The sequence below is a fragment of the Nocardioides anomalus genome (assembly GCF_011046535.1).
GTDB lineage: Bacteria > Actinomycetota > Actinomycetes > Propionibacteriales > Nocardioidaceae > Nocardioides > Nocardioides anomalus.
Genome location: NZ_CP049257.1, coordinates 597,036 through 621,795, shown reverse-complemented (window position 1 = coordinate 621,795; position 24,760 = coordinate 597,036). Strand labels below are relative to the sequence as shown.

Here is a 24,760-nt window from a genome sequence, read left to right as displayed (position 1 = left end):
GGGGTCCCTCAGCTTCCGAGGAGGTCGAGCCCGGAGCCGCGGCGGCCGAGCAGGCGGGGCAGGAACAGCGCCAGGACGATGAGCACGATCGAGCCGAGCAGCAGCAGGGTGCCGACCGCGTTGATGGAGGGCTGCACGCCGAACCGGATCGCGCTGTAGATGCGCACCGACAGCGGCTGCGGGCTCACGCCGGTGGTGAAGTAGGCCAGCACGAAGTCATCGAAGACGATGGTGAAGATGAGGATCGCCGAGGAGAGCACGGCGGGCCACAGCAGCGGCAGCGTGACCAGACGCAGCGCCTGGACCCGGGTGGCGCCGAGGTCCATGGCGGCCTCCTCGACCTCCGGGTTCAGCTCGGCCACCCGCGAGCGCAGGATGACCGTCACGTAGGAGATCGAGAACGTCGTCTCGGCCAGGATCAGCGTGGTCAGCCCGGGCTCGAGCCCGACGCCCTTGAACAGCATCAGCGACGACGCGCCGGTCACGATCTCCGGTGTCACCAGCGGCACCAGCATCACGATCCCGGCGGCCGAGCCGAGCCGGCTGCGCACCCGGACCAGCCCGAAGGCCAGTGCGGTGCCGACCAGCACCGAGCCGACCATGGCCACCGCCGCGACCTCGAGGCTGGTGCCGAGGGAGTGGACCAGGTCGGAGTCGTCGAGGAACGCGCGGTACCACCGCAGCGACCAGCCGTCGAAGACGGCGAGCGACTTCCTGGTGTTGAAGGAGAAGACCACGACCGCGGCGATCGGCGCGTAGAGGAACAGGAAGAACAGCATCGTGACGGCGATGGCCGCCTTGGGCCGCCGGGCCGCGCTCACGCCCGGGCCGCCTTCGCCTCGCGCGCGGTCTGGCGCACGTAGGCCGACATGCAGACCAGGAGCAGCAGCATCAGCACCATGGTCAGCGCGGCACCGAGCGGCCAGTTCTGGCCCGCGAAGAACTTGTCCTGGATGAGGTTGCCGATCATCAGGTCGTCGGTGCCGCCCAGCAGCCCGGCGCTGACGAAGTCGCCCATGCTCGGCAGGAAGACGAGCGCGAGCCCGGCGTACGCCCCCGCGCGGGTGGCCGGCACGGTGACGGTGAGGAAGGTCCGCAGCGGCGAGCCGTAGAGGTCGCGGCCGGCCTCGATGAGCGAGCCGTCCATCCGCTCCAGCGCCGCGTAGACCGGCAGCACCATGAACACCGCGTAGCCGTAGACCAGCCCCCCGATCACCGCGGCCGGGGTGTCGAGGACGTGGAACGACGAGCCGACCAGCCCGGCCTCGCGCAGTCGGGAGAGGACCACGCCGTCGTCGGACAGCAGGGTCTGCCAGCCGTACATCCGCACCAGGTAGTTGGCGAAGAAGGGCACCACGAGCAGCGCGACCAGCGCGTTCTTCCAGCGTCCGCCGTGGCGCGCGATGACGTAGGCGACCGGGTAGGCGATGAGCAGGCAGATCACCGCCGCGCTCGCGGCGTACACCAGGGAGCGCAGGACCACGCGCAGGTAGGTCCAGTCCAGGACGTCGCGCAGGTTCTCGAGCGTGGTGCTGAAGTAGGGGTTCCCCAGCTGGTCGGTGCGCCCGAAGCTCAGCAGGACGACCAGGCCGAGCGCGCACACGAAGAACGCCGACATCCACAGCGTCCCGGGCAGCAGCAGCGCGGCCCACAGCCGCTCCGGTCGCCGGGCCACGTCAGCCGACCTTGATCTCGGTGTACGCCGCGTCGCGGACCCGGGTGGACTCGACCGAGCCGCCGGTGAAGTAGTGGCCGCCGGCCAGGTCCTCCAGGGTCACCTTGCACGCGGGGTAGGACGCGATGAGGTCGTCGTAGACCTCCTCGGTGCCGTGGATCGGCATCGGGTAGCCGATGTAGCCGATGTTCTTGGCCGCGACCTCGGGCCGGAGCATGTAGTCGATGAAGAGCAGCGCCGTGCCGGGGTGCTCGGCGTTGGCCGGGATCGCGTAGGTGTCGCTGTTGACCGGCGTCCCCTCCGACGGCGACTCGAACCCGTAGAGCCCGGGGTCGTCGGCCTGCCACAGCACCGCGGCCATGTCGCCGCTCCAGGTCTGCTGGAGCCACGCGTCGCCGCCGAGCAGGTTGAGGTAGTCGTCGCTGCTGAACGCGCGCAGGTAGGGCCGCAGGGTGCCCATGGTCTCGACGATCCGGTCCAGCTCGTGCACGTCGGAGGTGTTGAGCGGCAGCCCGAGGAGCAGCGCCGCCATGCCCAGCACCTCGTCGCGGTCGTCGAGGACGAAGGTGTGGTCGCGCGCGTCGTCGTCCCACAGGTCGCGCCAGCTGCCGGTCAGCTCGTCGCCGAGCTGGTCCTTGCGCCACGCGATCCCGGTCTTGTACATCGTGAACGGGACCGAGTGCGCCGAGCCCGGGTCGTACCACGGGTCGGCGAAGTAGTCGTAGTGGTCGAAGATCGCCGGTGCGTTGGTCAGCACGGAGTGGTCGATCGGGTAGAGCTTGTTGGCCGCGGTCAGCTTCTGCACCCACTGCGCCGAGGGGAAGATGACGTCGTAGCGGTTGCCGGCGGCCAGCTTGGCCTGCATCGACTCCATGGAGTCGAAGTTGCTCTGCACGACCTTGACGCCGTACTCCTCCTGGAAGCCCTTCATCACCTTCGGGTGCACGTAGTCGGCCCAGTTGAAGTACACGAGGTCGCCGTCGACCTCGGGCACGATCCTCTTCGTCGGCAGCGGGTCCGGGCCGGGCGGGTCGATGTAGGCACAGGCCGACGTGCTCAGCGCCGTACCGGCCGCCGCGCCCACCAGGGCGCGGCGCGAGAGGTACGGCGTCGCGGTCACCGGCGCCGCGCGTGGGGGTAGGGCGTGGTCACGCCGAGCGGGGCGGCCGCGACCGCCCAGATCGCGTCCAGCGCCTGCTCGCGACTGACCGCCGGGCTGCGCATCATCAGGTGCACCCCGTAGCCGTCGCAGACCGAGTTGACCAGCTGGGCGTGGGCCACCACGTCGTGCTCGGCGAACTCCCCCGCCTCGACGCCCGCGCGCAGCGTCTCCTCGATCCAGTCGGTGTGCTCCTTGTAGAGCTCGATGGCGATCCGGCGCGAGGCCGCGTCGCGGCCGGCCCGGCACCACAGCTCCTGCCACAGCGCCCACTCGCGGCGCAGCCCGGGCGTGGTCGGGAGCGAGGCCATGACGATCCGGGCCAGCCGGGCGGTGGCGGTGTCGTCGCCGCCGCGGGCCTCGTAGACGTCGGCGCCGGTGCGGCCGAAGGAGTAGTGCAGCGCGGCCTCGAAGAGGTTCTCGCGGGTGTCGAAGTGGTAGTGCAGCGCGGCCGTGGAGACGCCCGCCCGCTCGGCCACGTTGCGCATCCGGACGTTCTCCAGGCCGATCTCGGCGATCACCTCGCAGGCCGCGTTGAGGATCGCCTCGCGGGTCTGCGCGGCGATGTCGGCGCGGCTGCGCCGGGCCCTCGTCGGGGTCTGGGTCATCTCGAGATTCGTCCTCGTCACCTCTGGCTGACTAACTGATCAGTTTGTTAGGTTGCCCACACGGCGGGTGCCTGTCAAGGGCTCCGCCACCGCGCCAGCAGCGCCCGAGCGGAGGTGGGCCCAACCCGTGGACCGCGACCTCAGTGCGCTCTTCGACCCCGCCTCGATCGCCGTGGTCGGGGCCAGCGCGGACCCCGCCAAGTGGGGCAACGCGATCGCCGTGCAGGCCCTGCGGGGCGCCGACCGGCACCGCGTCCAGCTGGTCAACCGGCGCGGCGGCGAGGTGCTGGGCCGCCCGTGCCTGCGCTCGGTCGCCGAGCTCGACCGGGTCGACCTCGCGGTGCTCACCGTGCCCGAGGCCGGGCTGGAGGAGGCGGTCGACGGCGTGCTCACGCGGGGCGCGAAGGCGCTGGTGGCCATCACCGCGGGGCTCGCCCCGGATCGGGAGGCGGCGCTGGTCGCCCGGGTCCGCGCCGCCGGCGCGGTGCTGGTGGGCCCCAACTGCCTGGGCGTGGTCGACAACCACACCGGCACCTACGCGGCGTACAACTCCTTCCGGCCGGGCGGCGTGGCCGTGCTCAGCCAGAGCGGCAACCTGGCCATCGAGCTGGACCGGCTCCTCGCCGCCCGCGGGCTCGGCATCTCCCGCTTCGTCTCGCTCGGCAACCAGGCCGACGTCGGGCTGGTCGACCTGATCGCGGCGTGCGCGGCCGACCTGCACACCGAGGCCGTCGCGGTGTACGTCGAGGACGTGCGCGACGGCCGCGGTTTCGTCTCGGCGGTGACCGCGGCCGTCGACGGCGGCACGCCGGTGGTGGTGCTGGTCGGTGGAGCGAGCAGCGCCGGCGCCCGCGGCGCGCAGTCGCACACCGGCTCGCTGACCAGTGACGCGGCCGTGGTCGCCGCCGCGTGCCGGGCCGCCGGCGCCCACCAGGTCCGCACCCCACGGGCGCTGGCCGACGTGCTCGCGGCCCTGCGGCAGCGGGCCGTCCCCCGCGGTCCGAGGGTCGCGGTGCTGACCGACGGTGGCGGCCACGGCGTCATCGCCGCCGATGTCCTGGCGACCCACGGCCTCGAGGTCCCGGCCCTCTCCCCCGCCACCCAGACGTCTCTGGCCGAGCACGTCTGGGCGCAGTCCAGCGTGGCCAACCCGGTGGACCTGGCCGGCTACGGCGAGGTCGACCCGGACAGCTACGCCCGCACCTTCGCCGCGCTCCAGGACGCCGCCGACGTGGACGCGGTGCTGGTCACCGGCTACTTCGGCGGCTACTCCAGCGGCGAGGACGGCCTCGCCGGGCTCGGGCCGGCCGAGACCGCCGCGGCCAAGCAGATCGCGGCCGACGCCGTGGGCCGCAAGCCGGTCGCGGTGCAGTCGATCTTCCCCCAGTCCGAGGCCTGCCGGGTGCTGACCGAGGCCGGGGTCCCGGTCTTCGCCGCGGTCGAGGACGCCGCCGCGACGCTCGCGGTCCTCACCTCCCCGCGTGCCCGCGGCCTGGCGCCCCTGCCGCCGGCCGCGGCGCCGCTGGGCCCGACCGGCTACAGCGCGGCCCGGGCCGTGTTCGCCGCGGCCGGCGTGCCGTTCGTGGCGGCCCGCGAGGTCCGCACCGCAGCCGAGCTCGAGGCCGCGGCGGCCGACCTGCCCGCGCCGTACGTCCTCAAGGCGCTGGGCCGGCTGCACAAGTCCGACGGCGGCGGCGTGGTGGTCGGCCTGCCCGACCTGCCCGCGCTGCTCGACGCGCACGCCCGGCTCGACGCCTCGGCGTACTCGGTCGAGGAGATGGCCGGCCTGGCCTCCGGCGTGGAGCTGATCGTCGGCGCGCGGTGGGACCCGCGCTTCGGCCCCGTGGTCCTGGTCGGCACCGGCGGCACCGCGACCGAGGTGCTCGGCGACGTCGTGGTCGCCCTCGGGCCGGTCGACGAGGCCCAGGCGCAGGACCTGCTCCGCGGCCTGCGCACCGCCGCGCTCCTCGACGAGCACCGCGGGCGCGCGGCGCTCGACGTGCCCGCCGCCGCCCGGGTCGTCTCGGCGGTGAGCCGGTTCGCCGCCGCGCACCCCGAGGTCGCCGAGCTCGAGCTCAACCCCGTCCTGGTCACACCCACCGGAGCCGTGGCCCTGGACGCCCGGATCGTCACCCAGCAGGAGGGACAGCAGTGGACTTCGCACTGACCGACGAGCAGCGCAGCATCGTCGAGGTCACCCGGGCCTTCGTGGAGCGCGAGCTCTACCCGCACGAGGAGGAGGTCGAGCGCACCGGCCACGTCCGGCCCGAGCTGGTCGCCCAGATCCGGGCGAAGGCGCTCGCGGCCGGGCTGTACGCCGCCAACATGCCCGAGTCCGTCGGCGGCGCCGGCCTCGACGCGGTGACGCTGGCGCTGTTCGAGAAGGAGCTGGGCAAGGCCAGCTACGCGCTGCACTACACCGGCGTCGTGCGTCCGTCGAACATCCTCATGGCCTGCGAGGGCTCACAGCGCGAGGACTACCTGCTGCCCGCCGTTCGCGGCGAGCGCACCGACTGCCTGGCCATGACCGAGCCGGGCGCCGGCTCCGACATGCGCGGCATCCGGACCCGCGCCACCCGCGACGGCGGCGACTGGGTGATCAAGGGGACCAAGCACTTCATCAGCCACGCCGACGAGGCCGACTTCGTCATCCTGCTGGCCCGCTCGGGTCCGGACCGCAACGACTTCTCGACGTTCCTGGTCGACCTGGACGCCCCCGGGCTGGCCGTCCACGACGGCTACCGCAACGTCTCGCACCGCGGCTACACCAACTCGATCCTCGACTTCGACGACGTGCGCGTGCCGGAGAGCGCGCTGCTGGGCCCCGAGGGCAAGGGGCTCGAGCTGTCCGGCGAGTGGCTCGGCTCGACCCGGCTGTCGGTGGCCGCCACCTGCCTGGGCCGGGCCGAGCGCGCCCTGGCCCTGTCCACCGCGCACGCGGCCACCCGCGAGCAGTTCGGGCAGAAGATCGGCAAGTTCCAGGGCGTCGGCTTCAAGCTCGCCGACATGGCCCTCGAGCTCCGCGCCGCCGAGCTGCTCACCCTGCAGGTGGCCTGGCTGCTCGACCAGGGTCGCGCCACCGACGCCGACATCGCCATGGCCAAGCTCAAGGCCACCGAGATGCTCGCGATGGTGGCCGACGAGGCCATCCAGGTCCACGGCGGCATGGGGCTCATGGACGAGCTGCCGCTCGAGCGGATCTGGCGCGACGCCCGGATCGAGCGGATCTGGGACGGCACCAGCGAGATCCAGCGCCACATCATCAGCCGCTCCCTGCTGCGGCCCCTGGGAGGCTGACGTGTCCGAGCCCCTGCACCTGGTCCGCGAGGACGGCGTCCTCGAGGTCACCCTCGACCGGCCGCCGGCCAACGCCATCGACCTGCCCACCTCCCAGGCGATGGGCGAGGTGTTCCGCGACTTCCGCGACGACCCCGGGCTGCGCGTCGCGATCGTGCGGACCGAGGGCGAGAAGTTCTTCTGCGCCGGCTGGGACCTCAAGGCCGCGGCCGACGGCGCCCCGGTCCAGGGTGCGTACGGCGTGGGCGGGTTCGGCGGGCTCCAGGAGCTGCCCGACCTCAACAAGCCGGTCATCGCCGCGGTGCACGGCCTGGCCATGGGCGGCGGCTTCGAGCTCGCGTTGTCCTGCGACCTGATCTACGCCTCGGCGGCCACTCAGTTCGGGCTGCCCGAGATCAACGCCGGCACCCTCGCCGACGCCGCGACCATCAAGCTGCCCAAGCGGATGCCGTACCACGTGGCCATGGAGCTGCTGCTGACCGGACGCCGGATGGGCGCCGAGGAGGGCGCGCGCTGGGGCGTCGTCAACGAGGTGCTGCCCGACGAGGAGTCCGTGCGCCGCCGCGCGTGGGAGACCGCGCGCCTCCTGGCCTCCGGTCCCCCGCTCGTGTTCGCCGCCATCAAGGAGGTCGCCCGCGTCGCCGAGGCGCTGACCTTCCAGGACGCCATGGACCTGGTCACCACCAGCCGCCTCGAGACGGTGGAGACGCTCTACGACTCCGAGGACGGCGTCGAGGGGTTCAAGGCGTTCGCCGAGAAGCGCACGCCCGTCTGGAAGGGACGCTGAGATGACCACCACCCGCGAGCCGGTCCGCCGGACGCTGCCCGGGCCGGCGTACCACTCCGAGGAGAGCTACCGGCTCGACCAGGAGAAGGTCTTCTTCCGCACCTGGACCTACGTCGGGCGCGCCGAGCGCATCCCGGAGCCGGGGAGTTGGCTGCGCGTCGAGCTCGGCGGCGAGAGCCTGCTCGTCGTGCGCGGCAAGGACGGCGTCATCCGCGGGTTCTACAACGTGTGCCGGCACCGCGGCTCGCGGCTCTGCGACGACGAGCAGGGCTTCGCCCGGACCCACCTGCGCTGCCCGTACCACGCCTGGGGCTACGCCCTCGACGGCACGCTCGTGACCACGCCGATGATCGACAAGGACGAGATCGACCGGCCCTCCACCTCGCTGTGGCCGGTGCACGTCGACGTGTGGGAGGGCTTCGTCTTCGTCAACCTCTCGCGCGAGGAGCCGCGGCCGCTGCTCGAGCACCTGGCCGACCAGCAGGACGACCCGCTCGCCCTGGCCAAGTACGGCCTGGCCGACCTGCGCATCGGCCACATCAGCACCACCGACGTGCAGGCCAACTGGAAGATCGTCATCGAGAACTACAACGAGTGCCTGCACTGCCCGACCGTCCACCCCGAGCTCGTCGCCGTCATCCCGGCGTACCGCAAGGGCTGGATCATGGAGGACGGTCGCGACGACGGCGGCGTCTCCCTCGCCGACGGCCGCACCGCCATCGTCGACGACCCGCGCCTGCGCCTGCCCCTGCTCCCCGGCTTCCGCGACTCCGGCGAGGAGCCGGCGTACTTCGGCGCGCAGGTCTACCCCTCGATGTTCCTCGACGTCGACGGCGCCAGCTGCCTGGCCACCGCCGTCTTCCCCACGGGTCCGCAGAGCTGCCGGCTGGTCACCGAGTACCTCTTCTCGCCCGAGGCCCTGGCCGACCCCGCCTTCGACCCCTCGCCGGTCGTGCAGTTCAACGAGCGCGTCACCGCCCAGGACAACGAGGCCTGCGAGCGGGTCCAGCGCGGCGTGACCTCGCGGGCCTTCGACCACGGCGTCTTCCCGGCCAAGGACGCGTGGGTCTTCGGCTTCGACGAGCGCTACCGGCGCGACCTCGAGGGCTGAGAAACCCGCTTGCCGGCCGCGCCCGGTCCGACGAGGCTCCTCGTCGTGCGCGACTGGCCCCCGCCCTACGACCAGCTGCTCGTCACCGCCGAGCGCGTCGCCCGCGAGCGCCCGGACGAGGTCGACCCCGACCTGGCGCGCGAGGTCTTCGAGGAGGCGGCCACGCTCCTCCACGACGGGCTCGTGCTGGACCACCTCGACGAGCACGACGCGGCGGCCGTCGTCGCAGGGCTCTGCGAGGACCTGGTCCGACCCGACCCCGGCGCGGTGATCCGCGCCCGCGCGGACGCCCTCAGGGCCGATCCGGCCGGCCTGCACGAGCCGGAGGTCGCGGCGGCGACGTACCTCACCGTCGTGGCGCTCTTCCGGCTCTGAGCTCTCCGGCCTGCCACACCGCGCACAGGACGGCGAGCGCGAGACCCGCCACGAGCACGGCGTTCACCACGCTGTGCAAGGCCAGGGCGTGCAGCCGCGGCCACGGCCGCGACGCGGCGGTCCGCACGCCGGTGTCCAGCACGAGCGCGGACGTCGCGAGCAGCGCCGGGGTCGCCCACCTCGGCCGCGGCCGGCGGGGCGTGCGGCGCGGGAGCGCCCTCAGGTGCCGCACCGCCGCGACGCCGACCACGACGAGGCCGAGCAGGCCCGAGGCGTACTGCGCCCACCGGAAGCCCGGCAGGCCGGCGTGCGCGAGCTGCAGCCACCCGACCCGGTCCACGCCCCACCGCCCGGCGTGGGTGAAGCTGTCCCAGAAGACGTGGGTCGACGCGCCCACGACGGCCGCCGGCACCACCAGCAGCCAGGAGCGGAGCCCCAGGCGCCGGTGCGGCGCCAGCCGCGACCGGACCGCCGCGGGCGCCAGGTCGACCAGCGGGTCCCGCACCAGCGCGAACCAGGCGGCGACCACGAGCACGCTCACCGCGGCGTCGACCGTGAGCACGCCGACCGGCGTGTGGGCCAGCGCGTAGGCACGGTGCCAGCGCGCGAACACCCAGACGTCGGGCACCATCGACCCGACCACCATCGCGGTCATCGGCAGCCCGAGGAACCGCAGCGGCAGCACCGCCGCGGGGTGGCTCATCGTCAGCGGCACCCCCGCAGCGTAGGCCGACGCCCCCCGCTCAGACCCGTCCCGCGCGCAGGTCGAAGAGCCGGCCGAGCACCCGCTCGGGCGCGACGCGCAGCCCGTCGTGCTCGTACTCGTTGGTGACCCATGCGCGCACGTTCGCGACCCGCTCCGCGGTCTCGAGCTGCAGCCCGGCGTCGACGTACATGTCGTCGGCGTAGACCGCGGCCAACACCGGCACCTCGTTGGCCGCGAGCCGCGCCTCGTCGTACAGCGGCTCCCACTCGTCGTACGCCGCGAGCAGCTCGGCCGCGCCGCGGAACGGCCGGAGCGCGGCGATGCCCTCGAACATCCAGGGGAAGAACATCTCGCCGGTGAGCACGAGTGGCGTCGCGTGCTCGCCGAGCTCGGGGCGCTCCGCCATGCTCCGCGCGGCCGCCCACGCGCTGGGCCCGGAGCCGGGCTGGCCGTAGGTGTACTCCTGCAGGGCGTACAGCGGCCCCTCGACGCCGCCGGTGGCCGCGAGCACGCCGTGCCGGAAGACGTCGGACAGCTCGGCGCCCTGGAAGGCCTCCTCGAGCAGCCAGTGCACCTTCTCGTAGCCGTCGGACATCCCGAACGCCTGGCCCAGCAGCCGCAGCCGCCGCACGGTCAGCCGGTCACCGTCCGGCAGCCGCACGTCGTGGGCCTCGAGGTGGTCCGCGATCCGCCGGACGAGCTCGACGTCGCCGGGGTGCCGCGCGTAGTAGGCCGCGTTCTTGGCCACCACCCGCGGCCAGGTCCGCGCGTACACCTCGTCCGCGGTCGCCCGCAGACCCGGCAGGCCGCCGGTCACGTAGCAGGCGGCCAGCCCCTCGGGCGCGATCGAGAGGTACGGCAGCGTCACGAACCCGCCGTAGGACTGCCCGAGCGTCTCCCACCGCGCCCCGCCCGCCACCCGCTCGCGCAGCACCTCGGCGTCGCGCACGATGCTGTCGGCCCGCATCAGGCGGACGTACGCCGCGATCTCGGCGTCCGACCAGCCCGCGACCAGGTGCCGGGTGAGCGGCGTGCTCCGCCCGGTGCCGCGCTGGTCCAGCAGGAGCACCCGGTGCGTGCGCGTCGCCACCCGCAGCCACGCATCGCCGGCGCCGCCGCCCGGCCGCGGCGACTTCCCGCCCGGCCCGCCCTGGAGGAACAGCAGCCACGGCAGCTCCTCCCGCTCGCGCCCGGCCGCCACCACCTCGCGCGCGAACACCTCGATGCGCCGGCCGTCGTCGGGACGGGCGTGGTCGAGCGGGACCTCGACGGTGTGGTCGGTCAGCACGTACCCCGGGATCCGCGTCGTCGTGGCCATGCGCCGAGTCTGCTCCTCTGCGGTCGGCGCGGCTCGGTAGCGTCTGCGGGTGCGCCGTGTCCTCCTCGTCGTCGCCCACCCGCGACGCGACAGCTTCACCTGGTCGGTCGCCGACCTCCTGGTCGCGCGCGCCCGGGACTCCGGCAGCGAGGTCCTCGTGCACGACCTGTACGCCGACGGCTTCGACCCGCTGCTCACGGCCGAGGAGTCGCGCCACGTGCAGCTGGGCGTCGCCGGCCCCGCGGGCGACGCGCTCACCGCGCGCTACCGCGAGGACCTGACCAGCGCCGACGTGCTCGTCGCGCTGCACCCCAACTGGTGGGGCAAGCCGCCGGCCGCGATGAGCGGCTGGCTCGACCGGGTCCTCGCCCCGGGCGTCGCCTACAAGCTGCAGGGCGGCGCGGCGGGCGAGCCCGAGGCGCTGCTGCGCCTCGACGCGCTGGTCGTCACCTTCGGCGACACCCCCGCCGACCGCGAGACCGCGGAGTTCGGCGACCCGCTGCACCTCATCTGGACCCGGTGCGTGCTGCCCTACGTCGGCGCCGGGCACGTGGAGCGCCGCCACGTCACCCCTGTCGGCTCCCTCACCGCCGGTGAGCGTGCCGAGGCCGCCGAGACCTGCTGGGCCGCGCTCGCGGACCTGCTGGGAGTGCGCCCCGAGCAGTGAGCGCAGGCGCAGCGGCCGGCACCCGAGCGACGAGAAGAGCTGGGGCGACGCCGACGGACGCGGGTCCGGTTCCCGCCGGCGGAACGACGAAGCCCCGGGCCGAGCGCGTCAGCGCTCGGCCCGGGGCAGAGGTGGTGGAGCTGGCGGGAATCGAACCCGCGTCCTTCGGCGTCGAACCAGGTCTTCTCCGGGTGCAGTCCGTGGTGTCGCTTTTCTCGGCCCCGGCGCTCGCACAGACACGTCGCCGACAGGCCCAGTCAGGTTTGAGTCCCGATCACCCCTCCTGACGAGAGGTGAGCAGCAAGTCTCCTAGATGACGCCAGGGTCCGGGTCGGAGACGGATACCCGGTCTGACGCTTCGATCACCGCTCAGGCGGCGAGAGCGAAGGAACTGCGCTTAGCGTTGGCAGTTGTGGTTTCCAGCGGTCGTTTACGAGATGTCGCTGGCTCCTCGACCCGCTTCTCCTGGAACGGACGTCCCAAGTCGAAACCGATCAGCCCCTCTTGAGTTGTCGTGCAGTGGAACAGTCTAGCGGTTCAACGCCGGCGGCCCACCTGAGATTCCCGCCGTACGCCGGGGCCGGTCAGGCGTCGCAGGCGTCGCCGGACACGTCCAGCACGGTCCGGTCGAGGTCGTCACGCATCTCCTCGACGCAGACGACGACGTCGGAGCCCTCGGAGGGGCGGAGCTCGTAGAAGTTCGACGGCGGTGCGCTGCCGCCGGTGTCCTCGCCGTCGGGGTCCTCCACGTTGTCCCAGGTGATGTCGCGGCCGAGGTCGGCCTCGACGTCGTCGACCAGGGCCAGGAAGGCGTCGGGGTTGGTGCCGGACTCGCGGTGGCCGGCGCGCTGAGCGGCGTCGTGGAACTCGTCGTAGGACACGTGCCAGCGGTCCACCGAGAGCACCCCGGCCACCACGAGAGCCACGAGTGCCGCGGAGAGGGCCGGGAGGGTGGCCGCGGTGGGCCTGCTGCCGGACGGCTGGAGCAGCAGCACCGTGATCGGCGGCAGGACCAGCGCGGCGAACACCGCCCACGGCAGCCACAGGGGGATGGTCATGGCCTGGGTGCTACCCCGTGCGTCACGGGACCAATCCGCGCGGGGTGCTCACCACGAGCCGCCGCCGCCCGAGGAGTCCCCGCCACCACCGCTGCTGCCGCCGGAGTCGCCGCCGGACCACCCGCCCGACCCGGAGTCGGAGCTGGTGCTCCACAGGCTGCTGGACGACGAGCCGGACCCACTGCCGTCGTACGACGAGCCGCCGCTCGAGCCGGCGCCGGGCAGCAGCCGCAGCAGCGTGAGGACCACCGCCGCCGGGAGGACGACGGGGAACGCGGCGCCGGGGTTGCCGGTCACCAGGCCGTAGCCGACGCCCCCGATGATGACCACGGTCACCACCAGCCGGGCGGCCCGACCGAAGCGGTGGGCGGTGCTCATGGGCGAGGCCTACCCGCGCGGACGCCGCCCCAACCCGACGGATCAGCGCAGCCAGGCCGCCAGCGGCTCGAGCCCGGGCCCCTCGAGCCGGTCGAGCAGTGCCGCCCGCCCGGCGAGGGCGGGGCCGATCGCGTCGGCGGGGCCGGTGACCTCGGGGCCGGAGCCGCTCGACCAGTCCAGGTCCGTGGCCCGCCAGGTGACGTGCGGGCGTCCACCGCGGATCGAGCCCATCATCGGAATGGCCGAGGTGAGGAACTCCAGCACCGGCCGCCAGGCGGCCGGCGGCCGGTCGAGGGTGAGGCCGAGCGGGACGGCGACGTCCGCGCGGTGCACCATCACGTCGGTCAACGAGGCCCGCCAACCGAGCACCGGCGGGCCGAAGGTGCTGTCGGTGTGGCGGCGGTACGCCGCGACCAGGTCGGCCGGTGGGCGGTCGGCGTAGACACGGGTGAGCTGCTCGATGACCGCGGGCGGCCACCCGCGGCCCCGCACGACGGCCCACAGCGATTGGCGCGCACTGGCGTCGAGGACGCTCGCCAGGTGGGCCAGCACGTCCTGGACGCTCCACCCGGGGCACAGGCTGGGCACCGCCCACTGATCGCCCTGGAGCCCACCGAAGAGCTCGACGAGCGCGGCCCGCTCGCGGACCACCAGGTCCCAGTCCGCCGCCATGCGCCCAGTGTCCCTCAGCGACGCGGGGTCGTGCCGAACAGGGAAGCGCCGTTCTCCCAGCACACCGCGCGCAGCCAGTCGTCACCGAGGTCGAGGCGGGCCAGGCCGTCGAGCTGCTCGACGTACGGGTAGGGGATGGTCGGGAAGTCCGAGCCGAGCAGGACCTTGTCCTGGATGGCGGCCAGCCGCGGCAGCAGCGCCGCGGGGTACTCCACGCCGAAGAACTCGGTGAACACCATCGTGGTGTCCAGCCGCACCCGCTCGTGGGTCTCGGCCAGGCGCAGGAACGGCTCCACCTCCGGGGCGCCCATGTGCGCCACCACGACGGCCAGCCGCGGGTGCCGCGCGAGCAGCCGCGCCATGGACTCCGGCCCGGTGTACTCGTTGCCGACCGGCCCGGAGCCCGCGTGCACGACGATCGGCACGGCCGCGTCCTCGAGCGTGCCCCACGCCTCGTCGAGCCGCGGGTCGTCGAGGTGGAACTCCCCCACCTGCAGGTGCAGCTTGAAGACCTCGACCCCCGCCTCGACCAGGTCCGCGACGTACGCCGCGACGCCGTCCTCGGGGTAGAACGTCCCCGACCACAGCACCTCGTCGTGCGCCGCCGCGAACTCGCGCGACCACTCGTTGAGGTACGTCGCGACGCCGGGCTTGTGCGCGTAGGGCAGCGTCGAGAAGCGGCGCACGCCCATCTCGCGCAGCAGCGCCACCCGCTCCTCGTGCGACGCCCGGTAGCGGATCGGCCACTCCCGCCCGATCTTCGGGCCGGCGGCGTCGAAGACCGCCCACACCGCCTTCTGGATCGGCGGCGGCAGGAAGTGCACGTGCACGTCGAAGAGCCCGGGCAGCCCCAGCCCCTCCCAGAACGCGCGGACCGCCGGGACGTCCTCCGAGCGGTCCAGCGGAGCGGCGGTCAGTCCATCCCCTTGAGCCGGCGGCCGACGGCCTGCTCGACCTCGCGGTTGGCCTGGCGCTCGGCCAGGGTGTGCCGCTTGTCCCAGCTCTTCTTGCCGCGCGCCAGCGCGATCTCGACCTTGGCCCGGCCGTCGAGGAAGTACAGGGACAGCGGGACCACGGTCAGCCCCTTCTCGTTGACGCGCCGCTCGATCTTGTCGATCTCCTCGCGGTTGAGCAGCAGCTTGCGCTTGCGCCGGGCCGAGTGGTTGGTCCAGGTGCCCTGGGAGTACTCCGGGATGTGCACGCCGTGCAGCCACGCCTCGCCGCGGTCGATGTCGACGAACCCGTCGACCAGCGACGCCCGCCCCTGCCGCAGCGACTTGACCTCGGTGCCCTGGAGGACGAGGCCCGCCTCGTAGGTGTCCTCGATGGCGTAGTCGTGCCGCGCCTTGCGGTTCTGCGCGATCACCTTGCGCCCCTGCTCCCTGGCCATCCCACCATTCTCCCACGGTGGCTGAGGTGCGAGGCCGTCCACGGCCGAGCCTCGAAGCCAGGCGAGCTGAGGCACCGGGGTCGAGTCGGCGCCTAGGCTGCGGCGGCTTCGAGGCTCGTCGCCGGGGCTCCTCGCACCTCAGCCACCGGTCAGAGGTAGTTCATGGGGTCGACCGCGGTCCCGTCCTGCAGCACCGTGAAGTGCAGGTGGCAGCCGGTGCTCCAGCCCGTGGAGCCGACGTACCCGACCACCTCGCCGCGGGTGACGTGGTCGCCCACGTCCACGCGGTACGACGTGGCGTGGTTGTAGACGACCGTGAGGGCGTGGCCGTTGACCTTGCCGACGTCGACGTAGAGCCGGTTGCCGTAGACCGGGGAGTAGTAGCGCGAGAGGACCTTGCCGTCCGCCGCCGCGCGCATGCCCTCACCGCAGGACACGCCGAAGTCGGTGCCGTCGTGCAGGCCCCAGTAGCCGTAGATGGGGTGGATCCGGTAGCCGAAGGGTGAGGTCACGGCGCCGGTGACCGGCGGGAGCAGGAAGCCGTCGTCGTCGCCGACGTAGCCGGCGGACTGGTCGGCGGCGGCCGCGGCCAGGATCTGGGCCTTGATCCGGGCTTCCTGCTTCTTGAGCTTCTCCAGCTGCTCGAGGTCCTGGCGCTTGGCGCGCTCGGCCTTGCGCTGGGCCTTGGCGCGCGCGGCCACGGTGAGCGTGACCTGGTCCTGGGCGAGCAGCGCGTCGTTGGCGGCCTCGGTGGCCTCCTGCTCCAGCTGCTGGACGTTGACCAGCTGCTGGGCGGCCCGGTCGGCCTGCTCGTCGGCGGCCTGCTCGGCGGTGCGGACCTCGTCGCGCTCGGCGCGCAGCGCGAGCTCGGCGGCGTGCAGCTGGTCGAAGACGGTGTTCTGGTCCTCGATGAGCGTGTCGGCGTACTCCATCTTGCGGATCAGGTCCGACGGGGTCTGCGACTGCAGGTAGCCGGTCCACGCCATCAGCTCGGGCGAGCCCTGCTGGTAGACCGAGACGACGGAGTCCTTCACCGCCTGCTGCTGGGCGTCCAGCGCGGCCTGGCCGGCCCGCACCTCGGCCTTGGCCTGCGCGAGGTCGGCCTGGGCGGCCTGGAGCGCGGCCTGCATCTGCGCGTCCACGGCCTGGGCGTCGGCCAGCTGGGCCTGCACGTCGCTGACGTGCGCCTGCGCGCCGGCGTACGACACCTGAGCGTCGGCCAGCTGCGACTCGGCGGTGGCCAGGTCGCTCTTGGCCCGGTTGACGGCCTTGCTGGCCTCCTCGGCGGACTCCTGGGCCTGCTCGATCTGGGCCTGGACGTCCTGGTGCTTGTGCTTGAGGTCGTCGGTGCCGTCGGCGTGGGCCAGGGGTACGGCGGAACCGAGGGTGCCGAGGGTCGTCAGGAGAGCGAGGGTCACCAGCACGGAGCGACCCGCAGCGCCGGGGAAGGAGCGCACGGTCTACCAATCAGTCGGGGAAGTAACTGACGCCCCGACCGTAGAGGCCCGCGCTCAGACTTTGAGGTATTTGCGGGTCAGCAGGAGTGTCGGCAGCAGGGTCAGCAGCGGGCCGAGGATCGCGATGACGATCAGCGCGGTGGTGAAGTCCTGCAGCCCGATCCACGGCATGAAGGAGATCGAGTCCGCGATCCGCTGGTGCACGCCGAAGTACATGAACGCCCCGAGCGCCCCGGCGGCCAGCGCGACGCCGACCGCGGCGGTGACCAGCGCCTCCAGCAGGAAGGGCAGCGCGATGTAGAGCGTCGAGGCCCCGACCAATCGCATGATGGCGATCTCCCGCCGTCGCGCGAACGCCGCCAGCCGGATGGTGTTGGCCACCAGCAGCAGCGCGGCCAGCAGCAGGAAGGCCGCGATCCCCCACGAGCCGTACTTCAGCGCCCCGAGCCACTCGTAGAGCGGCTTGAGCGTCTCGCGCAGGTCGCGGATCTGCGAGACCCCGTCGAGGCCGACCACCGCGCTGGTGACGCCCTCGAACTTCTGCGGGTCCTTGAGCGTGATCCAGTACGACTGCGGCATGTCCGCCGCGGTCATGGCCGGGTTGGGGCCGTCGAACTGGTCGTTGCCGTAGAGCTCCTTGACCTTGGAGAACGCCTCCTCCTGCGACTCGAAGCGGTACGTCGCGGTCTCGGGGTTGTCCTTGATGGCCGCCTCGACCGCGGACTTCTGCTCGTCGGTCACCTGGCCGGCGCAGGCGGGGTTGGCGTCGCCGTCGCGGCAGAGGTAGACGGTGACCTGGAGCTGGTTGCCGAGGTAGCGGGTGGCGATGTCGGTCTGCTGCTTCATCAGCACCCCGAGGCCGAGCAGCGTCATGGACACGAACAGCGTCAGCACGACCGCGATGTGCATCGAGACGTTGCGGCGCAGCCCCTGGCCGAGCTCGGAGAAGACGTAGCCGATGCGCATCAGGCGGTGGCCCCGTAGCCGCCCTGGGCGTCGTCGCGCACGACCCGGCCGTTGTCCAGCTCGATGACCCGCTTGCGCAGCTGGTCCACGACGTGCTGGTCGTGGGTGGCCATGAGCACGGTGGTGCCGGTGCGGTTGATCCGGTCCAGGAGCTTCATGATCCCGGCCGAGGTGGTCGGGTCGAGGTTGCCGGTCGGCTCGTCGGCGATGAGGATCATCGGCCGGTTGACGAAGGCGCGCGCGATGGCCACGCGCTGCTGCTCACCACCGGACAGCTCGTCGGGCATCCGCTCGCCCTTGCCGTCGAGGCCGACCAGCTCGAGCGTCTGGGGGACGACCTGCTTGATGTCGGTGCGGGACTTGCCGATCACCTGCAGCGCGAAGGCGACGTTCTCCGAGACGGTCTTGTTGGGCAGCAGCCGGAAGTCCTGGAAGACCGTGCCGATCTGGCGCCGCAGCCGCGGCACCTTCCAGCCGGCCAGCCGGTTGAGGTCCTTGCCCGCGACGTGCACGCGGCCACCGGTCGACCGGGTCTCGCGCAGCACCAGCCGCAGCGCGGTCGACTTGCCCGAGCCCGACTGACCCACGAGGAAGACGAACTCGCCCTTCTCGATGTCGATGCTGACCGCGTCGAGCGCGGGGGCACGGGTCCCGGGGTAGGTCTTGGTGACCTTCTCGAAGCGAATCACGGGATTCGACTGTACGGGGTGAGTCTGAGGGCTCCCGGCACCTCACCCGGGCGCGTCCACCACCCACCACGCGCCGTGTGCGGGAAGCCACAGCACGCCGTCGCCGCCGACCTCGAGCACGTGGCCGCCGAGCGCGTCGTACGGCGTGGTCAGGCCGGCCGCGCGCAGCCGGTGCAGCTCGAAGGGCCGGCGCTGGGCGGAGACGTTGTAGAGCCCGACGAACGGACCGCTCGCGTGCCGGCGGACCACGGCCAGCACGCCGTCGTCGGTGTCGGGCAGGACGCTCACCTGGGCCGAGGCGTGCAGCTGGGGCAACGAGGCGCGGACCCGGGCCAGGTGGGCGAGCCCGGAGAAGACCCGGCCGGGCACGGTGCGCTCGTCGGCACGCGCGGCGGCGCGGGCCCAGTCCAGCCGCGGACGGTGCGCCCAGCGGTTGTCGTCCTCGTGTCCCGGCTCCCCCCGCCCAGTCGGGGTCGTCGACCTGGGCCAGCTCGTCGCCGCTCCACACCACCGGTACGCCGCCCCACCCGGCGGCGATCGCGTGGGCCAGGAGGAGCCGGGCCAGCGCGGCGTCCTCCTCCTGCTGCGTCAGGCCGTCGCGCAGCCCGACCAGCGAGGCCGCCGTCCCGCTGATCCTGCGGTCGCCGGTCTCGGGGTTGGCCTGGAAGACGAGCCCGTCGGCCCACGAGCCGGGGAACTCGCCGGCGTACCAGTCGGAGAGGAAGTGCCGGTGCCCCGGGCCGGTGACCCCGGCCGCGAAGGCGTCGGAGTCGTCGATGGCCCACCCGATGTCGTCGTGGCAGCGCACGTAGGTGACCCACGTGCCCGTCGACGGCGTGACCGGCAGCGCGCCCAGGGCCTTGCGCGCCAGCACGGTGTTGCCGGTGGCGAGCATCGACCAGGTCTGCACCATGAGGCTGTTGTGGTAGGCCAGGTCGCTGACCCGGCCGGCGTGCGCGCCCGTGCCGAGGTACTGCACCAGGTCGCGCGGCCCCACGATCGCCTCGGCCTTGAAGGCCACCGCCGGGGCCGCGATCCGGGTCACCGCGTGCAGCGCCTGGGTGAGCGCGTGCACCTCGGGCTGGTTCTGGCTGTCGGTGCCGAGCCGCTTCCACAGGAACGCGATCGCGTCGAGCCGGAACACCTCGACGCCGAGGTTGGCCAGCCACAGGATGAGGTCGGCGAACTCGGCCAGCACCGCCGGGTTGCTCCAGTCGAGGTCCCACTGGAACGCGTTGAACGTCGTCCACACCCACCCGGCCAGCTCGTCGTCCCAGGTGAAGCTGCCGGGCGCGAAGTCGGGGAAGACCTCCGGCAGGGTCCGCTCGTAGGCGTCGGGCAGGGTCCGGTCGGGGAAGACGTGGAAGTAGTGGCGGTAGGTCGCCTCACCGGCCCGCGCCCGCGCCGCCCACGCGTGCTCGCGGGCCACGTGGTTGAGCACCAGGTCCACGACCAGGCTGATCCCGCGCCCGCGCAGGGTCGTCGCGAGCGCGCGCAGGTCCTCGGTGGTGCCGAGGTCGGAGCGCACGGTGCGGTAGTCCTGCACGGCGTACCCACCGTCGTTGTCGCCCTCGCGGGGTTGGAGCAGCGGCATCAGGTGCAGGTAGGTGACGCCGAGGGCCTCGAGGTGGTCCAGGTGCTCGGCCACCCCGGCCAGGTCGCCGGCGAACCGGTCGGCGTAGCAGGCGTAGCCGAACATCCGCGGCTGCTGGAGCCAGTCCGGGGTCAGCAGTCGCTGCTCGTCGAGCACGTGCAGGTCGGCCGGTCGGGCGGCGTACGCCGACGCGGCGGTGCGCACCAGCCGGCCCAGGAGGGCGTCGGCGGCGGCGCCGAAGAGCCCCCGGACCGCCTCCTCCAGGTCCGGCCAGTACCGGTCCAGGCGCAGCGCGAAGGTCCGCCGCCGGTCCGGGCTCAGCCCGCCCGGGCCGACCAGCGCGTCGAGGCCGAGCGCGCCCTCGAGCCGCTCGGCCGCCGCGGCGTGGATCTCCCGAGGTGCGCCCATCCGGCTCATCCAACCACCGCTCTATCGTGTGCGCGTGCGCGTGCCGCTGCGGTTCCTGCTGGTCGCGGGCGTGGTGACGGCGCTGCTGGTCGTCGGCGGCGTGCTCGTGCTGGGCGGCGACGACGAGGCCCCGCGCGACGACGCGGCGCCGCAGGCCCCGTTCACGGCGACCCCGCTGGCCGACCGCGACACGAGCGGCACCGTGGTGACGCGCGGCCCGTTCTGCGAGCGCCTCGACGAGCGCGTGGTCGAGGCGGTGCTGGGCTCGGTGCCGCAGGCGCAGAGCTGGGCCAACGGCGACCAGGTCGACCTGGGCAACGGCTCGCCGGACGTGGTGCACGAGTTCGGCTGCTCCTACGCCGACCCGAGCGGGGGCCAGGCGCGCGCGTGGGTCTTCGCGCCGCCCGTCGACACGACCCGCGCGGCCCGGCTGGCGCGGAGCGCCGGCAAGGCGGGCGGCTGCACGCCGGGCACCGGGCCGGCCTTCGGCTCCCCGACGCTCGCGCTCAGCTGCACCGCGGCGGACGGCACCGTGCGCGCGTCGTACCGGGGGCTGTTCGGCGACGCGTGGGTGGTCTGCGAGGTCACCCGACCGGCCGGCGCGGACTGGGACCCGGTCGACCGCGCGGGCCGGTGGTGCGTGGGCGTCCTCGACGCCTTGTCGGGACAAGCTGCTGCGTCCTGAGAAATCTCCTGGTTGACTCCTGCCGGTGACCCTCCCCAGGACCCTCGTCATCCCGGCCACCGCGGCCGCCCTGGCGCTCAGCGCCCTGCCCCTCGCCGCCGCCTCGGCGGCCGACGACAGACCCGGCTCCGCGCCGGCTCCCACCGCCCAGCGCGGCCACCTGCACGGCGCGGCCGCCGTGGACGCGCTCGGCGCGGACCTCGCCGCGACCGCCGCCCGCAACGGGTGGAGCGCCGGCCAGCTGCGCCGCACGCTCGAGAGCGACCCGACCGCCTGGCTCGACGGCTCCGGGCGCCTCTACTACGCCGACCCGGCACCCACGCCGGGTCCGGCCTCGGGGCCGGTGACCGCGCCCGCGCCGTACCCGCTCGAGAACACCTTCGCGCTGCACAGCAAGCCGACGTCGACCAAGAAGATCTTCATCGACTTCGACGGCCAGCCGGTCTCCGGCACCGCGTGGAACGCCGATTTCGGGCTCTCCGCCCACACCGCGCCCGCGTTCACCATCGACGCCGACGCCACGACGTTCAGCACCGCCGAGCGCGAGGCCATCCAGAGCATCTGGCAGCGGGTCTCGGAGGACTACGCGCCGTTCGACGTCGACGTGACCACCCAGGACCCGGGCCCGGACGCGCTGGCCCGCAGCAGCACCGCCGACACGTCGTACGGCGTGCGCGCGCTGGTCACCCCGGACACCGAGGCCGCGACCAAGCTCTGCCCGAGCGAGTGCGGCGGCGTCGCCTACATCGACGTCTTCGCCGAGCTCAACGCCTACTACCAGCCCGCCTGGGTCTTCCCGCAGAAGGTGCTGAACGACAACGGCGACCAGGACGCCAAGAACATCGCCGAGGCCGTCTCCCACGAGGTCGGCCACACCTTCAGCCTCCAGCACGACGGCACCCCGACCGCGTCGTACTTCGACGGCCAGGGCCTCTGGGCGCCGATCATGGGCAACGGCTACAAGCGGCCGCTGACGCAGTGGAGCCGGGGCGAGTACGCCGGCGCGACGCAGCCCGGTCAGGACGACATCTCGCTCATCGCGGCGCGGGCCGGCTACACGCCCGACGACGCCGGCGGCACCCCGCAGACGGCGGCCGCCTTCTCCGCCGGGCCGCACACCATCAGCAACGCCGGTGACCAGGACGTGTACTTCCTCGGCGGCTGCATCGGGACCGTGAGCGCCGCCGCCAGCCCGGCGGCGGTCAGCCCGGACCTGGACATCCAGCTGGACCTCATCAACTCCGCCGGCACCGTGCTGGCCTCGAACAACCCGGCCTCGACGCTGGTCAACCGCGACCGGGCCAACGGGCTCAACGCCGCGACGTCGGCGACCGTCGGTCTCAGCCTGGTCTACGCCCGCGTCGACGGGGTCGGGAACGGGACCGGCCTGACCGGCTACAGCGACTACGGCAGCATCGGCCAGTACGCCCTCTCCGCCGCGGCGGCGCCCGGGACCGACTGCTCCTACAACGTGCCGAGCGCGCCGAAGAAGGCCAAGGCCAAGTCGGGCAGCAAGAAGAGCAAGAAGAAGACCGCCTCGGTGCACTGGAAGAAGCCCGCGACCGACGGCAAGTCGCCGGTCACCGGCTGGGTCGTGCAGGTCTGGAAGAAGGACAAGCTGCTCAAGACCGTGACGCTCAAGGTCAAGAAGAAGCACCTGACCTTCAAGTACAAGCGCGCCGCCAAGGTCCGCTTCTACGTCTACGCGGTCAACGCCCTCGGCACCAGCGCGCCCAATGTCAGCCGCAAGGTCAGGCTGAAGTAGGGCTCTAGTTCTCGGCGGCGCGGTCCTGGCCGCGCCGCCAGCGGATCCCGGCCTCGAGGAAGCCGTCCAGCTCGCCGTCGAAGACCGCCGTCGGGTTGCCGACCTCGAAGCCGGTCCGCAGGTCCTTGACGATCTGGTAGGGGTTCAGCACGTAGTTGCGCATCTGGTCGCCCCAGCTGGCCTGGACGTCGCCCTTGAGCTCCTTGAGCTGGGCGGCCTCCTCGGCCTTCTTCAGCGCCAGCAGCTTGGCCTTGAGGATGACCATCGCGCTGGCCTTGTTCTGCAGCTGGCTCTTCTCGTTCTGACAGCTCACCACCACCCCGGTCGGGATGTGGGTGAGCCGGACCGCGGAGTCGGTGGTGTTGACCGACTGACCGCCGGGACCCGAGGAGCGGTAGACGTCGACGCGGATGTCCTCGTCGGGGATGTCGATCTCGTCGGTCTGCTCCAGCACCGGGACCACCTCGACCGCGGCGAACGACGTCTGCCGGCGGCCCTGGTTGTCGAACGGGCTGATCCGCACGAGCCGGTGGGTGCCGGCCTCGACGCTGAGCGTGCCGTAGGCGTACGGCGCGTGGATGGCGAACGTGGCCGACTTCAGCCCCGCCTCCTCGGCGTAGGAGGTGTCGTAGACGTCGACCGGGTAGCCGTGCTGCTCGGCCCAGCGGGTGTACATCCGCATGAGCATCTCGGCGAAGTCGGCGGCGTCCACGCCACCGGCGCCCGAGCGGATGGTCACGAGCGCCTCGCGGACGTCGTACTCCCCCGACAGCAGGGTGCGGACCTCGAGCGCCTCGACCGTCTTGTGGATGCGGGCCAGCTCGGTCTCGGCCTCGGCCAGGGTGGAGGCGTCGCCCTCCTCCTGACCGAGCTGGACCATGATCTCGAGGTCGTCGATGCGGCCGGCGAGCGCGGTGACCCGGTCGACCTCGCCTTGCAGGGCGGAGAGCCGGCCGGTGACGCGCGTGGCGTTGTCCTGGTCGTCCCAGAGGTCCGGCGCCGCGACCTGCTCACCGAGGTCGGCGATCTCGCGGCGCATGGCGTCGAGGTCGAGGACCTGCTCGATGGTGCTCATGGTCGCCCGGAGCTGCTTGATCTCGGTGTCGAAGTCGGGTCCTGCCACAAGGATCAAGGTTACTGGTCCCCGCGGCAGGACCCCGCTTCGTCAGGTCCGGGCGGCCCCGGTCAGAAGCTGCACAGCACCTTCGGCGACCCCACCGCGGCGTACGCACCGCCGGTCTGGGTCGCGCTCAGCGAGATCCGGAAGACCCCGGTCACGTCGCTCACCACGTGCTGGGCCTGGGCCAGCCCGAAGGTGCCCTGGAACCGCTGCGTCCCGTCCGCGGCGAGGGTGAGCGTCGCGCTGCTGCCCGACGCCGACGCGTCGTCGATGCCGACGGTCGCGTCGAGCGTCTTGCAGTCGCGGTTGAGGTTGAACTCGATGGCGCTGCTCGCGGTCTGGTTGCCGCCGCGCAGCGAGCTCGGGTAGTGCGAGCCGGCGATGGTCGCTCCCCCGCCCTCGTACAGCGTGCCGCCCGGGACCGCCCCGATCGAGGTGAGGTCACGCCAGCCGAACACGGTGACCTTCGCGGTCCGCGCCGTCCCCTGCGCCCGGCGGGCGTCGGCCGGCTTGACCACGCGGTAGCGGCGCTCGCGCACCGACGTGACCTGGTCCTTGAACCGGTAGCTCCCGGACCTGCTCAGGCGGGCCTGGCCCAGGGTCTTCCAGGTCTTCTGGCCGGCGTAGCGGACCTGGACGCGGACCTGCGCCCCCGGTGCGGCCGGCTTGACCGTCCCGGTGATGGTGACCTTCTGGCCCGACTCGGGCTCGGTCTTGTTGACGTCGGCGGTGACGGTGTACGAACCGGCCCGGGCCTGGCTCGCCGGCGCCGCGTCGGCGGCGTCGGCGGACGTGGCGGTCAGGGTGAGGGCAGCGGACAGGGCGAGCACGGTGCTCGCGACGAGGTTCCTGCGGTGCATGGTGGTGCCTTCCGT

At 72.9% G+C, this 24,760-nt stretch carries 25 protein-coding genes, 1 other RNA gene and 1 pseudogene; 8 read left to right on the top strand and 19 right to left on the bottom strand.

Translation table 11 applies throughout. The annotated features are described in order from the left end of the window. Positions 1-8: 8 nt before the first annotated feature. Genes G5V58_RS03240 through G5V58_RS03225 form a run of 4 tightly spaced genes read right to left on the bottom strand, consistent with a single transcriptional unit; the run spans position 9 to position 3,442 of the window. The gene (locus tag G5V58_RS03240; RefSeq protein WP_230487035.1) at positions 9-821 is read right to left on the bottom strand and encodes an ABC transporter permease; all 813 of its coding nucleotides are present in this window, start codon (positions 819-821) and stop codon (positions 9-11) included. Next, positions 818-1,675 carry an ABC transporter permease gene (locus tag G5V58_RS03235; protein ID WP_230487034.1) on the bottom strand — a complete coding sequence of 286 codons (858 nt, stop codon included), beginning with the start codon at positions 1,673-1,675 and terminating at the stop codon, positions 818-820. Before G5V58_RS03235 ends, G5V58_RS03240 begins: the two co-directional genes overlap by 4 nt. Before the next feature lies 1 nt (position 1,676). Beyond that, the gene (locus tag G5V58_RS03230; protein ID WP_230487033.1) at positions 1,677-2,795 is read right to left on the bottom strand and encodes a polyamine ABC transporter substrate-binding protein; all 1,119 of its coding nucleotides are present in this window, start codon (positions 2,793-2,795) and stop codon (positions 1,677-1,679) included. After that, positions 2,792-3,442 carry a TetR/AcrR family transcriptional regulator gene (locus G5V58_RS03225; protein ID WP_165228717.1) on the bottom strand — a complete coding sequence of 217 codons (651 nt, stop codon included), beginning with the start codon at positions 3,440-3,442 and terminating at the stop codon, positions 2,792-2,794. The genes G5V58_RS03230 and G5V58_RS03225 overlap by 4 nt, the downstream gene beginning before the upstream one ends. Before the next feature lie 127 nt (positions 3,443-3,569). Here G5V58_RS03225 and G5V58_RS03220 point away from each other — a divergent pair, with 127 nt between their 5' ends. From G5V58_RS03220 to G5V58_RS03200, 5 genes are read left to right on the top strand one after another with little or no spacing between them, the layout of a single operon-like run. Beyond that, a complete protein-coding gene (locus tag G5V58_RS03220) occupies positions 3,570-5,609 on the top strand; it encodes an acetate--CoA ligase family protein (RefSeq protein WP_165228715.1) in 2,040 nt (679 codons plus the stop codon). After that, the gene (locus tag G5V58_RS03215; RefSeq protein WP_165228713.1) at positions 5,594-6,739 is read left to right on the top strand and encodes an acyl-CoA dehydrogenase family protein; all 1,146 of its coding nucleotides are present in this window, start codon (positions 5,594-5,596) and stop codon (positions 6,737-6,739) included. The genes G5V58_RS03220 and G5V58_RS03215 overlap by 16 nt, the downstream gene beginning before the upstream one ends. A 1-nt stretch (position 6,740) precedes the next feature. Beyond that, positions 6,741-7,526: an enoyl-CoA hydratase-related protein gene (locus G5V58_RS03210; RefSeq protein ID WP_165228711.1), complete on the top strand. Its 786-nt coding sequence runs from the start codon at positions 6,741-6,743 to the stop codon at positions 7,524-7,526. 1 nt (position 7,527) lies between these two features. After that, positions 7,528-8,637, top strand: coding sequence for an aromatic ring-hydroxylating oxygenase subunit alpha (locus tag G5V58_RS03205; protein ID WP_165228709.1), 1,110 nt, complete (start codon positions 7,528-7,530; stop codon positions 8,635-8,637). Positions 8,638-8,682: 45 nt separating this feature from the next. After that, positions 8,683-9,012 (top strand): hypothetical protein, encoded by a 330-nt coding sequence (locus G5V58_RS03200; protein WP_165228707.1) that lies wholly within the window; start codon positions 8,683-8,685, stop codon positions 9,010-9,012. Here G5V58_RS03200 and G5V58_RS03195 read toward each other — a convergent pair. Both G5V58_RS03195 and G5V58_RS03190 read right to left on the bottom strand, forming a co-directional pair. Next, positions 8,984-9,727: a DUF4184 family protein gene (locus G5V58_RS03195; protein WP_165228705.1), complete on the bottom strand. Its 744-nt coding sequence runs from the start codon at positions 9,725-9,727 to the stop codon at positions 8,984-8,986. The two genes, G5V58_RS03200 and G5V58_RS03195, sit on opposite strands and share 29 nt — an antisense overlap. Positions 9,728-9,755: 28 nt before the next feature. Continuing rightward, positions 9,756-11,036: an alpha/beta fold hydrolase gene (locus G5V58_RS03190; RefSeq protein WP_165228703.1), complete on the bottom strand. Its 1,281-nt coding sequence runs from the start codon at positions 11,034-11,036 to the stop codon at positions 9,756-9,758. 49 nt (positions 11,037-11,085) lie between these two features. Here G5V58_RS03190 and G5V58_RS03185 point away from each other — a divergent pair, with 49 nt between their 5' ends. Further along, entirely contained in the window at positions 11,086-11,703 is a 618-nt protein-coding gene (locus G5V58_RS03185) for an NAD(P)H-dependent oxidoreductase (RefSeq protein WP_165228701.1), read from the top strand. 132 nt (positions 11,704-11,835) lie between these two features. Here the strand turns inward: G5V58_RS03185 and ssrA are convergent. From ssrA to G5V58_RS25760, 11 genes and pseudogenes are all read right to left on the bottom strand, one after another. Further along, positions 11,836-12,205, bottom strand: a transfer-messenger RNA (tmRNA) gene (ssrA, locus tag G5V58_RS03180). Positions 12,206-12,287: 82 nt separating this feature from the next. Then, positions 12,288-12,761 (bottom strand): hypothetical protein, encoded by a 474-nt coding sequence (locus tag G5V58_RS03175; protein WP_165228699.1) that lies wholly within the window; start codon positions 12,759-12,761, stop codon positions 12,288-12,290. A gap of 48 nt (positions 12,762-12,809) precedes the next feature. Beyond that, positions 12,810-13,139, bottom strand: coding sequence for a hypothetical protein (locus G5V58_RS25565; protein WP_196240552.1), 330 nt, complete (start codon positions 13,137-13,139; stop codon positions 12,810-12,812). A 42-nt stretch (positions 13,140-13,181) separates the two neighbouring features. Then, a complete protein-coding gene (locus G5V58_RS03165; protein ID WP_165228697.1) occupies positions 13,182-13,811 on the bottom strand; it encodes a maleylpyruvate isomerase family mycothiol-dependent enzyme in 630 nt (209 codons plus the stop codon). A gap of 14 nt (positions 13,812-13,825) precedes the next feature. Beyond that, positions 13,826-14,641, bottom strand: a complete 816-nt coding sequence (locus G5V58_RS03160; protein ID WP_230487032.1) for an amidohydrolase family protein — start codon at positions 14,639-14,641, stop codon at positions 13,826-13,828. 83 nt (positions 14,642-14,724) lie between these two features. Continuing rightward, on the bottom strand, positions 14,725-15,201 hold the full coding sequence (smpB, locus tag G5V58_RS03155) for an SsrA-binding protein SmpB (RefSeq protein ID WP_165228695.1): 477 nt from the start codon (positions 15,199-15,201) through the stop codon (positions 14,725-14,727). 149 nt (positions 15,202-15,350) lie between these two features. Beyond that, positions 15,351-16,619 carry a M23 family metallopeptidase gene (locus G5V58_RS03150; protein WP_165228693.1) on the bottom strand — a complete coding sequence of 423 codons (1,269 nt, stop codon included), beginning with the start codon at positions 16,617-16,619 and terminating at the stop codon, positions 15,351-15,353. A gap of 93 nt (positions 16,620-16,712) precedes the next feature. Next, positions 16,713-17,624, bottom strand: coding sequence for a permease-like cell division protein FtsX (ftsX, locus tag G5V58_RS03145; RefSeq protein WP_165228691.1), 912 nt, complete (start codon positions 17,622-17,624; stop codon positions 16,713-16,715). Then, a complete protein-coding gene (ftsE, locus tag G5V58_RS03140; protein WP_165228689.1) occupies positions 17,624-18,313 on the bottom strand; it encodes a cell division ATP-binding protein FtsE in 690 nt (229 codons plus the stop codon). The genes ftsX and ftsE overlap by 1 nt, the downstream gene beginning before the upstream one ends. A gap of 42 nt (positions 18,314-18,355) precedes the next feature. Further along, on the bottom strand, positions 18,356-18,682 hold the full coding sequence (locus G5V58_RS25765; RefSeq protein WP_230487031.1) for a hypothetical protein: 327 nt from the start codon (positions 18,680-18,682) through the stop codon (positions 18,356-18,358). Between the two features lie 709 nt (positions 18,683-19,391). Next, a pseudogene (locus tag G5V58_RS25760) lies at positions 19,392-20,012 on the bottom strand (alpha-amylase family glycosyl hydrolase); the annotation flags it as partial. A 337-nt stretch (positions 20,013-20,349) separates the two neighbouring features. Here G5V58_RS25760 and G5V58_RS03130 point away from each other — a divergent pair. After that, entirely contained in the window at positions 20,350-21,000 is a 651-nt protein-coding gene (locus G5V58_RS03130; RefSeq protein WP_165228687.1) for a hypothetical protein, read from the top strand. A gap of 25 nt (positions 21,001-21,025) precedes the next feature. Beyond that, complete coding sequence (locus tag G5V58_RS03125; RefSeq protein WP_165228685.1) at positions 21,026-22,765, top strand: fibronectin type III domain-containing protein; 1,740 nt, start codon at positions 21,026-21,028, stop codon at positions 22,763-22,765. A gap of 4 nt (positions 22,766-22,769) precedes the next feature. On the opposite strand, the gene prfB is transcribed toward G5V58_RS03125, so the two are convergent. Beyond that, positions 22,770-23,888: a peptide chain release factor 2 gene (gene prfB / locus G5V58_RS03120; protein ID WP_165228683.1), complete on the bottom strand. Its 1,119-nt coding sequence runs from the start codon at positions 23,886-23,888 to the stop codon at positions 22,770-22,772. A gap of 62 nt (positions 23,889-23,950) precedes the next feature. Beyond that, positions 23,951-24,745, bottom strand: coding sequence for an NPCBM/NEW2 domain-containing protein (locus tag G5V58_RS03115; RefSeq protein WP_165228681.1), 795 nt, complete (start codon positions 24,743-24,745; stop codon positions 23,951-23,953). Positions 24,746-24,760: the final 15 nt, after the last annotated feature.

Bases quoted from the DNA above. Each gene is read 5' to 3' on its own strand.
- G5V58_RS03225 (WP_165228717.1), bottom strand. From the start codon at position 3,442: ATGACCCAGACCCCGACGAGGGCCCGGCGCAGCCGCGCCGACATCGCC.
- G5V58_RS03205 (WP_165228709.1), top strand. From the start codon at position 7,528: ATGACCACCACCCGCGAGCCGGTCCGCCGGACGCTGCCCGGGCCGGCG.
- G5V58_RS03190 (WP_165228703.1), bottom strand. From the start codon at position 11,036: ATGGCCACGACGACGCGGATCCCGGGGTACGTGCTGACCGACCACACC.
- G5V58_RS03175 (WP_165228699.1), bottom strand. From the start codon at position 12,761: ATGACCATCCCCCTGTGGCTGCCGTGGGCGGTGTTCGCCGCGCTGGTC.
- G5V58_RS25565 (WP_196240552.1), bottom strand. From the start codon at position 13,139: ATGAGCACCGCCCACCGCTTCGGTCGGGCCGCCCGGCTGGTGGTGACC.
- G5V58_RS03165 (WP_165228697.1), bottom strand. From the start codon at position 13,811: ATGGCGGCGGACTGGGACCTGGTGGTCCGCGAGCGGGCCGCGCTCGTC.
- smpB (WP_165228695.1), bottom strand. From the start codon at position 15,201: ATGGCCAGGGAGCAGGGGCGCAAGGTGATCGCGCAGAACCGCAAGGCG.
- ftsX (WP_165228691.1), bottom strand. From the start codon at position 17,624: ATGCGCATCGGCTACGTCTTCTCCGAGCTCGGCCAGGGGCTGCGCCGC.
- G5V58_RS03115 (WP_165228681.1), bottom strand. From the start codon at position 24,745: ATGCACCGCAGGAACCTCGTCGCGAGCACCGTGCTCGCCCTGTCCGCT.